An 11887-nucleotide genomic window follows, 5' to 3' on the forward strand; every position below is an offset into this window, starting at 1 on the left:
ATACCGTATCTGTGGTGTCATGCCCTTCGTGTGTCAATATCCGATCTGTTTATAGTGAACTTCTGCCAGGTTCATCAATTGTAAGGTCAGATTTTCAACTTGCTTATTCGGACAATTACTAGCGCGTAGTTGCCGCTTGATCTTCTTGCGCATCTCTCTTTTTACATCATCTTTTTCCACCCAATCAATCACAGCATGATCGACAATAATCTCAGTGATGATGTGAGTCAATTCTTTCAAACTCTCTTCCTCATTGGAAGCTAGTTCCTTTTCTAACAATTGAAAAAAGGGATATTGTTTCGGCTCAAACCCATGATCTTTACTTTCTTCAGCATTATTTCGCATCTCATGAATCATATCACGGTATTCTTCAAGCAACTCCTCAATAGTCATTTGCCGCTCTTTACGACGTTCAATCAATTCTTCCAAACGCTCTTTTAAAGATGTATATAAAACAGGATTTTCTTCTAATTTGATACGGATTTCATGCTTCAAAGCGTGTTCCATTTCCGCTGCCTTCGATTCCGGTGTCTTGATTTCATCTAATTTTTCCTCAAACCGATTGGATAAAATATCAATGGGTTCGAACAAGACTTCAGGAGTCGTGGCGTAGACGTGTTCTTCAATCAGTTGCCGCACTTTTTCACCACAGTCGGAAATATCCATACCTTCCTCCACGTGGTACCTGGACTTGGCCAGCTTTCGGACTTTCCCTAGCCAGCGCAAATCCTCCAAATACGGCTTCGCTTTCGGATTGGGCATCACCATATCCATGCTTTCAGAAAACTGCTTGAACGCTGTATCAAATTCATTCCGAATGTCTTCGGGCTCAAGAATCGCAAGGCAGCCATCTAAATCATCTCGATTTTGATAGTCAAAAAAGCGCATCGCTTTACGATGTCGCGTTTGTAGTTTCGGAATCTCGGCATCAATGTCGCTGAGTGCCCCTTTGATATCTTCTTCATGGAAGACTCCTAACGCTTCTTCTAAAAATCTTGAGACACCAAAGTAATCAACGATCAATCCATATGTTTTTTTATTATACGTACGGTTCGTTCTGGCAATGGCCTGCAATAAGTTGTGCTCTTTCAATGGCTTGTCCAGATACATTACTTGTTCGATAGGAGCATCGAATCCTGTCAGCAACTTGTCACAAACGATTAAGAAACTTAGCTCATCTTCATGCATCGGCTTTTTGAAACGTTGGATGACCTGTTTTTCTTCTTGCTTGGAGATATGATGGTCCTTTAAATGCTTTTCATCATTGTGGCCAGCTGACATAATCACTTTAGATTGATAGTTACTTAATTCATCCAACATCTGTTTATACATCACAGCAGCTTCACGAGATACAGCGACAATTTGTGCTTTGAATCCGTTCGGCTGAATATGTTGCTCAAAGTGTTCAATAATATCGAGCACAATATTTCGAACTCGTTTGGGTGAAGCCGTAATCGCTTCTTCTGTAGCATATTTCTTTTTGATCCGCTCCCGGTCTTCTTCCGAGTACTCGCGGAAAAAGCGATCAAACAATTGATCGATCGTTTCCCCTTGAACATGCAAGTCAACAAGTCGGGATTCATAGAAAATTGGAACCGTCGCCCCATCTTCTACTGCCTGTTCGATTGGATATTTATCGATATAATCTCCAAACGTGCGTCGGGTACTCTTATCTTTTTTATCAATCGGCGTCCCCGTAAATCCAATGTACGTGGCATTCGGGAGAGCCATACGCATATTGAGAGCCAGTGAACTATACTGACTACGGTGGCTTTCATCCACTAACACAATAACGTTTTCAGATGTGGTCTGTTCCGGAAAGCTCTCTTCATCTTCGGATTCCTGGAACTTTTGCACGAGTGTCATAATCGTCGCTCCAGGACCTTGGTTCAAATAATCACGCAATTCCGAGACAGAACCCGCTTGTTGAGGATTCGGAAAACCACAACGACGGAACGTATTGGTGATTTGTTGGTCCAAATCTTGGCGATCGGTGACTACAACAATTGTCGGGTTCTTTAATTCAGCGATTCGTCTTAACTTCGTTGCTAAAAATACCATGGACAGCGACTTTCCCGATCCTTGTGTCGCCCAGATCACCCCGCCACGCTCTTGAGGCTTATCCGCATGTAAAATTCGATGAACAGCACGGTTAACCGCTCGGTACTGCTGGTAGCGTCCAATCTTTTTAATCACACGTCCATCCTCTGGTTCGTAAACGATGAAATTTCGAATTAAATCGAATAATCGCTCTTTGACGAGCATGCCGGTCACAAGAATGTCTTGAGAAGAAGGGTTAGCCCCAATTTCCGATATAGTTCTTGGATAGGGATCCTTCCACTCCGTATAATGTTGAAGATTCGATCCAATCGTTCCCACTTTTGCTCGGTCATTGCTCGTCGAGATCATGAATTGATTGTAATAGAATAACGATTCATTCTCTCGTTGATAGCGTGACAGCTGCTTTACCCCTTGAGGGATTTGTTCATCTGGGGGCAACGTTGGACTCTTGCACTCGATGACGACAAGAGGGAAGCCATTAACGAACACCATGACATCCGGACGAATCGTTCCCTGAGCATTCGTGACCGAAAATTGATCAACGACAAGGAACTCATTATTATCAATGTTATCAAAATCAATCAATTCTACCGTTTGACTCTTCCGCCCTTTTCCAACATCCTGTTGAACGGAGAGCTTATTAATCAAAACCTCATGGAAATGCTGATTCGCTTCCATGAGGTTGGTGGTGTCTAAGTGCGTCATAGAACGGACGACTTTATTGAGGTTATTCTCATTGATCCAAGGATTCAACCGTTGAATAGCTTGCGTCAAGCGTTGTTTGAGTACAACTTCCATATGTGTATCCCGTTCTTGGTCAAGCAATGCTCCAGATTCATACGTATACCCTAGCGATTTCAAATGTTCAATTACTCGATCTTCGACTAGACCTTTTTCGTTCCAATCTTGGATAATGTTCATGTCTGCATCACCTCGTCTTCCTCTATAGGTACGCGTACTTTTCCAGTGAGCAGTTGTTGCATAAGCGATTTCTTTAAAATTTCCAACTTTTGAAATCGATATTTTTCAACATTTATCTTTTCATCTACAGAAAAAAGAATTTTAACAATTTCCTCTTGTTCTTCTTTAGAAGGGGTAGGAATCATTAATTTTCTAATCGTACCAAGTGCAATAAACTTTTGCACCCCACCATTAGTTCCTTTTGACAGTTGACTTAAAACTAAAGAGGATTGCAATAGGTAATAGATGAAGTAATTTGAGATAACCTGTTTTTCCCTATCAAATTTAACCAGAGCTACGTTTTTAATAGAAAAGTCAAACTCCTTTTTCACTACAACTGGATTACCAATTGTACCTATCATACCAAACAAAATATCCCCTTCTTCTACCCCTGACCTTTTTTCAATTTGAGCATGATCTTGAGTGGAAATATAATTTACATTAGAGAAATCTATTCCATTTGGCTTTAGGTTTTTAGATGTAATCAATGGGATGCCATCGTCCATATATTTTGGTGAATCATGAGTACCATCTCTAACATCAGTAATGTTTTGGAGTTCCTCAATCCTCCATTCTTCAGGGATCTCCCCAATAGATGTTTTCTGGAATTTCGTATGACCAATGCCTTTGGTCAACAGTTGTTGCATCAACCCTTTTTTTACTTTGGTGGTTTGTTCAATGATTTGCTCCGTTTTCTCAATCGCCTCATCGACCGAAGAAAGAATGGATGCGATTTTTTGTTGCTCATTATACGGTGGCTTAGGAATAAACAGTTCTGAAAATACCTTGTAACTAATTTGCTTTCCATCTCTTATCCCAATTACCGCACTCCCCATGTAACTAATAAACCTTGGATATTTAAAATAGTATCTGTAAAAGTTTTCTTCTATATCTTCACCTTCAACCTTTAATACTGTATAAGCAGGGCTAACCAGCCCTTGAATTGAGGAACTTTCAATGCCACCCTGAAAAGATCTTAGACTAATAATGAAGTTGCCTTGTTCTACCAATTTGAAGTTTTTAGTATTGCTTTTATCCATCGATATTCGTCTATCAATTGTATCTCTATAAATTACACCGTACTCTTGTGTAACAGAAAGAACAGGTTCATTGGGATAATTTTTCAAAGTTTTGTTTTTAAAAATCTCTTTAGTTGTTACTACTTCCCAATCTGAAGGAATTTCACCTATGGGAGTTCTTTGTTTGTGATTATCCAAGATAACCCATCTCCTTCAGATAAGAATTCATTTTATTCTCGGTTTTAGCTCTTTCATTTTCCAGTTTTTCCAAGTCTAACAATGCCTTGTTTATATCAATCTCTTCTTCTTCTTCTGTAGTATCAATGTACCTTGCGATATTTAAATTGAATTCATTTTCCTCAATTTCTGCAAAGTCAACAACGCGGCAGTATTTTTCAATACTTGTCCAAGAGTCGTAAGCTTCAATTACCTTCGTAATGTCTTTTTCACCAAGAATATTTTGGTTGGTTCCTTCCTGGAAGTTTTTTGACCCATCTAGGATAAACACTTTACCTTTTTTATCTTCTTCTTTATTTCTATTCAAAATGAGGATGGCAGCTGGGATACCTGTTCCATAGAAGAGGTTTGAAGGTAAACCGATAATTGCTTCAACGAGGTCTTCTTGTAACAAGCCGGTACGTATTTTCCCTTCGGCTCCTCCACGGAAAAGCACACCGTGAGGCATAACCACGCCTGCTTTCCCTTCATGATTTAATGTAGAAATCATATGTTGTACAAATCCATAATCCCCCGCATTTTTCGGTGGCAAGCCAAAACGGAAACGACCATATTCATCGGCCTCGGCTTCTTCACGTCCCCAGTTTTTTAATGAGAAGGGGGGATTGGCAATCACGCGATCATATAATAATAGTTCTTTACCTTCCCCTGTCAGCTGTGGTTCACGAATCGTATCCCCTCGTTCAATACGATGATCACTCAATCCATGCAGCAACAAGTTCATTTTACAAATCGACCACGTATTCAAGTTTCTTTCCTGACCATGCAGGGATAAATTGCGTGGGTCGCCTCCATGAGACTTGATATAATCCACAGACTGAACCAACATACCGCCTGATCCGACAGTCGGATCACAGACACGCATGCCTTCTTCAGGTTTGATCAGTTTGACAATGAGTTCAACAACCTTACTCGGTGTATAGAACTCTCCTCCCTTTTTACCTGCATCATCCGCAAATTGCTTGATTAAATACTCATACGCACGGCCAAGCATATCAGGTTCAGAGAGATGTTCGTTCCCTAAGTTAAGAGAAGAAAAATGTTGAATGAGTTGCAAGAGAAGCTTATCCGGCAATTTTTCTTTGTCGTTGAAATCGATGCTCGCGAGTACCCCTTCTAGCGATTGGTTTTCTTCTTCGAGCGCTTCAAAGGCTTTATTAATAGCTGAACCAATATCTTGCGTTTGGGACTGGATAAACGCCCATCGTGCACGTTCTGGAACGAAGAACTGGTGCTCATCCCGATCATACCAACCGTAATCATCGCCTTCTTCTTGTTCAATAGCTTTTGCCGTTTCAACAAATACATCATTTAATCGTTTTAAAAATAATAGACCAAATATGTAATTTTTATAATCAGAGGAATCAATACTTCCCCGTAGTATATTAGCTGATTCCCATAAATGGGATTCTAGTTGTGATAATGTCAATTTACTCATTTGATGTAGCCCCCGTGTATAGTCTTATATCTCTAATATACCAGACTGCAATACATGAGACTATTGTCATTGTTCGGAAATAGGGGTTTTCAACTAATATCCACTTAAACCTTCGAAGGATTCCCCTGAATTTGCTACCAAGCATAGTACCCAACCACTATGTTAATTTAAATGCAACAGTTTGAATCAATAAGTTAAGTTGATTGTAAATGCCCTAATAACAAAAAGAGGATGACCCCCTAATCCCAGGGAATCATCCTCAATAAATTGAATCTAACAAAATGTCTATTTTGTTAAGTTAGGTTACGATGATAAGTATGTTATTTCACACAAACACAAAATAGGTTTCGATCTTCAACAATCCCCCCCCCTATACTTGAAGACTTGATTTCAAGATCACTACTTAACTACATCAATAATTATTATTCACTTGTTGAAGCGACTTCCTTGACCCCTAACTCTATTTCGTCTTTACCAATACTATCTACAGTTACCTCTTGGTCAACATTCTTCATCATCATTTCATAATGAGAATCATGTCCCATTTTATAAAAAATTTGCATAAATACTTCTAAATACCTTTCTACTGTATCTGTACTTCTTTCTACAAATAAATCTTCGTTAATATGGTGAGATCCATCGTGTAACCAAGAAATTAATGATCTACAGATAGATTTTTCTTCATCTTCAAATTTATTGACTATGTCTGTTAAATTAATCCCTCCAAAAAAGGTAAAATAATTTTCCAGAATTCTTCTCATCACGTTTTGGGTGGTTATTAAGCTTTGGTTCTTTAAAAGAACTAACTCTTTCCACAAGAGTTCATATGAAGACTTGATAGGATTTTCATCGTATTGTTGAACATAAGATTTGTTGTTTGTTTTTCTTACAATCCAAAACGACTCATCGCTGAAAGGTTGGTTTGGCCGTGTGAAGGAAACCTCTTTATGAAAGTATATATTATGCGTTAGTAAGATTAACTGTTTAGTCTCTCCCGTATTATTTTTAGTTTCTTCAATGATCTCTCTTATCAGATTACTTACAATAAACAGGATATTACTGTCCAAGCTTGATATTGGGTCATCTATCACTACTACTTTATTCGTAGTAACTTCTCCACTATCGGTACTTCCTTTTAATAAATTATAAAAATATAGAAAAGTTATAAATGTCTTTTCTCCTTCACTTAACGTATTCTCTACATCTTCACCGTTTTCCCGCACAATTTTATAATGACCTTTTTCGGATGCTGTATCTAACTTAAAGTTTGTAAAACCAAAAGATCGCAGCCTTTTGTTTATCTCATTTACTGAGTGTTCAATGTTCGTTACTTGCATCTGAAGTTGAGAGACTTCTTCCCTCAGTTGTTCTCTATGTTTTATTTTGTTTTTTAATCCAATATTTCTTCCGTTGATTCCAGTAGCTAATTGGTCATCATTAGACTTGAAGCTGTTATAGCTTTCTTTATTTTGCTCAAATAGGTATTTCCAAATATCAGCCAATAAATCCTTTTTTGCTTCCTTTGCATTAGTTACTAAGGTATTGTTTTCTTTTATTAATTTATTTGCTTCTTCGACTTCCTGGTTTATTTCATCTATGTTCTCGGAAAAATCTTGCAAAACAACAACTTTACTTGGTTCATTTAATTTACTTTTAAGTAAGTTTATATTGTCCTTTTTCTTAGCTTCGATCAATGACGTAATATCTTCAATCTTTTTATTTTTCAAGTAACCATTAGTAGTATTATTTAATTTTATTGATTGAGAGATAACATCATCTATGTATAACTCATATCTCTCGGAAAGATGTTTTAACCTGTTTATTTGATCAGAGTACGTTTGATCAAAGTAATTATGTAATTTAGCGTCCAACTCATCTGGAAGTTGTTGCTGACAGAAAGGACAAACTCCATCAGTATTTTGCATATGATTATGTCCTTGAAGTACCCAATCACTTATATTCAATTCCTTTATTAAGTTAGCAATATCTACGTCCTCAGCACCTATAATTTTCCTTTTAAGCAGATCGATATTTTCTAGGTTGTAATTTGATTGTATGGGTTGTAAGGTGTCTACTTTAACAAGGGATCTTTCGAAAAGTTTTTCCCGCCTTTGAGTTAGTTCTTCAAAACTTTTCAGATCTTTTTTACTATCTCTCTCTTCAATAAACTTCTTCACAAGGTTTTTTTTTGAGTTTTTATACCCAATAAATGCTTCTTTGAAATGAGGCTCATATTTATTTTTAATTTTCCAGCACTCATCACTGAAAGCGATTTCATTATTATCTCTCTCTTCCTGTTTTTCCTCTAAAGCTCCCCTCAAGCCATTGATTTTATCTGTATGCTTTACTATGTCTTCCTTTATTTTTGTTATTGAATCCATAGTATCCTTTTGATCTTTACCTAAAGTGAAAATCCCTTTTATATTTTCGTTTTGTCTAAAGTTTTCTTCAACGAAATTCCGATTATAAACAAGTGTTTTATATTCAGGGTCAGTTTGATTAATATGACAATCTGAATATTGATTGTTGTTACGCAATACTTCTGAAATGGTTGTTTTACCAGAACCATTACTTCCATAAAAATAATTCACTTTTTCTAAATCGCTGAGTTTAACTCCCTCATTGTCATAAGTTGCTACATTTCTCAAAATAATTTCACTTATCATATAATCCCCCTTTAATAAAATAAAGATCCATCAATCCACATTTTACCATATAATAACCCTCTAAAATACCTATTATTTCGAAACTGAGTCTCCCACAATTCTGCCCGTTTACGGAAAGAACCCCCATTCATTAGAATCCAATTAAATATCCTTCTCCTTAAGCTCATCCTTAATAGAGTAAATCGTATTACGAGAAAGACCCGTCCTTCGGTGAATGTTCATCACGGATTCTTTTTGATTAAGCAAACGAACGACTTCATCATAAATCACTTTATCCTTTCCTCTAGCTCCCGCATGATATCTTTTCTTCCCACCTTTATACATGCCTTTATTTTTGGCAATTTCAATCCCTTCACGCTGACGCTCTTTAATCATTTTCCTTTCAAATTCTGCCGTTGCCGAAAAGATAGAAACAATTAAATCGCTGTATGGATTATCTTCTCTTGTATCAATTCGTTCTTTTAGTGTGACTAGTCCTGCATTCTTTTCACGTAATTCTTGAATCACTTGTAAAATATGAATTTGCGATCTTCCAAAGCGTGTTAGATCATGACAAACAACCACGTCATTTTTACGAATCTGATGTAAAAGCTTTTCAAATTGAGGTCTAGACATAACTCCACTCTCTTTTTCAATCACAATATCTTCACAACCATGAGCTTCTAATTCTTTAATCTGACGATCTAAGTTTTGCTCACTGGAACTTACTCGTGCATAGCCAAATATCATTACTTCACCTTAATTGGGTTGAACAACCCTGAATGAACATTTTATACCTTGATATTACAGGATTTTATTTTGTATGTACAGGGTGTACTCTGCGCCCTAAAAGCATTCTTAGCAACTTAAAAAGGCTACCATCTGTAAAGATGATAGCACTTCGTTATGCCATACTATAGATTCGATTCTTCTACCTGTTTCACAAGCTTATAAAAGGTGTTTCTTTGGTGTAGCCGTTGATCTGCAGAGAGTTCGGGCCCCAACTTCATATATGAAAACTTTATTTACTATTGCTTTTCTCGGACGTTCAAACCACTCCAAATCAAACATCCAAACGCGCTCCTTATTACTTACTTAAAATGTTTAACTACTGCTCGTTTAAGCATATGATTACTGGACGTTGATCCGGATGACTCGTTGGGCTACTACTCTAGATCCCTCGTGAATCTGACAAGTCATTGTGTGGCTCCCTCGGTATTTCGTATACTCCTCCTGCCTTTTGTGGGTAGTGATAAATTTATTTAAGAGTGTATGTCGATTCCTATCCTCTCCAGCTTCATCTCCATAATTGTTAATGATCCACTTAATGTGAGAATAAGGAGATCGAGGGAACGCACGAAATTCTAATCTGCAATCTTTTGGCAGCTTACCTGGAAACTCCGATAGAGCGACTGGTTTTTCCCTGTGTACATAAACCATTGTTTCTACATCAAGTAATGCGGGTTTTGTATCTCTGAGAGTATCCGCCGCTTCTGAGAAGCCCTTTTGTATATTTCCGTTCCAAAACGAATGTTCAAAAAATTCAGCCCAGGCATCGGTGGCTTTATCCTCATCACAATTGGCGTCAAACAAGACCTCCAACTTTTCTAATGCTTTTTTTAACCGAGAGTATAAGTTTTTAACTTTTTGCTTATCTTTTTCTTTATAGATAATGGATTGGCGAAAGTTAGGGGGCGTGCGAATGTCCTGATGTATTTCTAATCGTTGTTTAATCGCTTTTGCCGTTTCATAAAATGTACGGTCCAGCCGCTCATAGTTTTGTATCTGTTCCGCTGTAAGGATGGAAAGCATTAGTCCACCAGGCATCAGCCAACCGGAGTTCTTTTTACAATAGGCTTTGAGCAGGCGGACAACTTTCCGAATGTTGTTGGTGGATTGGTCGTTTTCCCTCTGGAACCATTCATTGATGGCTTTTGGATGCCGTTCGCGCCACTCGCTGCCGCAATGCTCATATTCATATTCCGTCTGAAAGATATTCCAATCTCTGCGGTAAACCGCAAAGTCAATGTGATAGCCAGAGGCGTATTCAACAGTAATGGCATTGGTTTTAGCTTTAGGAGAGGCTTTGGTTGGAACTTTACGTTTTAATGCGTCTTCTATGATTGCTTTTACTTTACGGGTCCCCTCGGGAATGCTGTCTTTATCAAAAACAACAGCCACGTCGATGTCATATTCGTTTTCCTCGTGTTGAATAACGCTTCTCATTGCCACACTGCCTTGTTCGTGGTCTTCCACTACGGAATAAGAAGTGTCGTTTTCTTCGTTGTATTCTTTTAGCCCCTCTTTTAACCGATCCACATTTAATTTCTTTTTCTCTCGAAGGGAGCGGATCTCATCCTCCGATAATCGGATGTGGTCTTCATAGAATGTTTTAAACTTCGAATTCAAATCAAACATTAAATATCGGCTCCTTTTTCCACTCTCTTAGAACGGGACCTTTATTCGTAAATGTAATTCCCCAAGGGTAATAGGGGGTTTCGGTACTGACGTAATGGTAGATCGTAATTTCTTTCATATAACTTTCCGTTGTTAGGAGCTGGCCAACTTCAAAAGGAAGACAACTTTGAGTGGCCATAATCAAATGGATTCTTTCAACCCCAGGGTGTTGACTCAATTCGGTTAGTTTCTGAGTAATCGCACGTGTATGAGCTTTTAGTTGCTTTAGCGTGAAGATCTGGTTATGATCCGGACGCTCTAAATACAGTTCAACGACTGGGGCATCGAATTGAGAAATTTGCTCTTGAGTAATTCTCATCGTAGTACTTACGGCCAGTACCACATCTCTTGTATTGGGGAGGGTATTGACTTCGGGTTCGGTCATTAAAACATTCTGAGAGACCTTGGAGAACCTTGGTTGCTTCCTTAGCCTTCGGTATTTTTTATCGTTCTTATCGTATTCGTAATAATTCTTTACTGGTTTGCCTTTGTGGTAGTAACCAGCCATAAGTGTAAGTGGGATTGGAGCGGTTCCGGTATATCCCTTTATTACTTCCTCCGCATTAAAAGATCTCATCTTGTCTTCTATAGATTCTTTTGCTTCTAGAAACCTTTCTTCATTCATTGCAGGTTTCTTAGAGAAGCGGCTTAGATCAATTTCAAGTTCTTTAAACTCAAACTGATTTAGTCCAAGCTCTTTGTGGTGATCATTGATTCTTTTCTCCTTAGCTCCCAGTAAGTTAAGGATGGATAATTTGTTTTTGATATAGAAGCTCATACTTAATCCTAAGAAGACTAATAAGAATCCCGTAATGAGTTGAGCCCAATTGGTTCCTGAAGAGGAGACAGTCAGAAGGTCCAAGGTTTGCTGTATTGCCCCTGGGAATGATGTAGTAATTAATCCAATACCAGCTGTAGTGGTACTGTGAGCAAAACCTGCTTCCTTCTGTTGTTTTGTATAGTTAATTAAGAATATGACGACTGTGAGGATGGCAAAAGCGGTAATGAGTAGCAATTCTATTGTTCACAACCTCTCGTAAAAGTTTAGTAAGAGTAAGAAAAGGAGGAAA

At 38.0% G+C, this 11887-nt stretch carries 7 protein-coding genes; all 7 read right to left on the reverse strand.

Features of this window, described 5'->3' with window-relative positions:
- Positions 1-33 precede the first annotated feature (33 nt).
- Positions 34-2982 (reverse strand): type I restriction endonuclease subunit R, encoded by a 2949-nt coding sequence (locus tag ACFQIC_RS04060; protein WP_204708871.1) that lies wholly within the window; start codon positions 2980-2982, stop codon positions 34-36.
- Positions 2979-4238, reverse strand: a complete 1260-nt coding sequence (locus ACFQIC_RS04065) for a restriction endonuclease subunit S (protein WP_204708870.1) — start codon at positions 4236-4238, stop codon at positions 2979-2981. The genes ACFQIC_RS04060 and ACFQIC_RS04065 overlap by 4 nt, the downstream gene beginning before the upstream one ends.
- Entirely contained in the window at positions 4231-5715 is a 1485-nt protein-coding gene (locus tag ACFQIC_RS04070; protein ID WP_204708869.1) for a type I restriction-modification system subunit M, read from the reverse strand. The genes ACFQIC_RS04065 and ACFQIC_RS04070 overlap by 8 nt, the downstream gene beginning before the upstream one ends.
- 422 nt (positions 5716-6137) lie before the next feature.
- Positions 6138-8381 (reverse strand): AAA family ATPase, encoded by a 2244-nt coding sequence (locus ACFQIC_RS04075; protein WP_204708868.1) that lies wholly within the window; start codon positions 8379-8381, stop codon positions 6138-6140.
- A 141-nt stretch (positions 8382-8522) separates the two neighbouring features.
- Positions 8523-9110, reverse strand: a complete 588-nt coding sequence (locus ACFQIC_RS04080; RefSeq protein ID WP_204708867.1) for a recombinase family protein — start codon at positions 9108-9110, stop codon at positions 8523-8525.
- Between the two features lie 381 nt (positions 9111-9491).
- Positions 9492-10778 (reverse strand): nucleotidyltransferase, encoded by a 1287-nt coding sequence (locus ACFQIC_RS04085; RefSeq protein ID WP_204708866.1) that lies wholly within the window; start codon positions 10776-10778, stop codon positions 9492-9494.
- Positions 10771-11832 carry an SAVED domain-containing protein gene (locus ACFQIC_RS04090; RefSeq protein ID WP_204708865.1) on the reverse strand — a complete coding sequence of 354 codons (1062 nt, stop codon included), beginning with the start codon at positions 11830-11832 and terminating at the stop codon, positions 10771-10773. The genes ACFQIC_RS04085 and ACFQIC_RS04090 overlap by 8 nt, the downstream gene beginning before the upstream one ends.
- Positions 11833-11887: the final 55 nt, after the last annotated feature.

Source organism: Halobacillus seohaensis (genome assembly GCF_042663045.1).
In the GTDB taxonomy this organism is placed as follows: domain Bacteria; phylum Bacillota; class Bacilli; order Bacillales; family Halobacillaceae; genus Halobacillus_A; species Halobacillus_A seohaensis.

Excerpts from the sequence above, each read along its gene's own strand:
- ACFQIC_RS04075 (WP_204708868.1), bottom strand. The coding sequence starts at position 8,381 with ATGATAAGTGAAATTATTTTGAGAAATGTAGCAACTTATGACAATGAG.
- ACFQIC_RS04070 (WP_204708869.1), bottom strand. The coding sequence starts at position 5,715 with ATGAGTAAATTGACATTATCACAACTAGAATCCCATTTATGGGAATCA.
- ACFQIC_RS04060 (WP_204708871.1), bottom strand. The coding sequence starts at position 2,982 with ATGAACATTATCCAAGATTGGAACGAAAAAGGTCTAGTCGAAGATCGA.
- ACFQIC_RS04085 (WP_204708866.1), bottom strand. The coding sequence starts at position 10,778 with ATGTTTGATTTGAATTCGAAGTTTAAAACATTCTATGAAGACCACATC.
- ACFQIC_RS04080 (WP_204708867.1), bottom strand. The coding sequence starts at position 9,110 with ATGATATTTGGCTATGCACGAGTAAGTTCCAGTGAGCAAAACTTAGAT.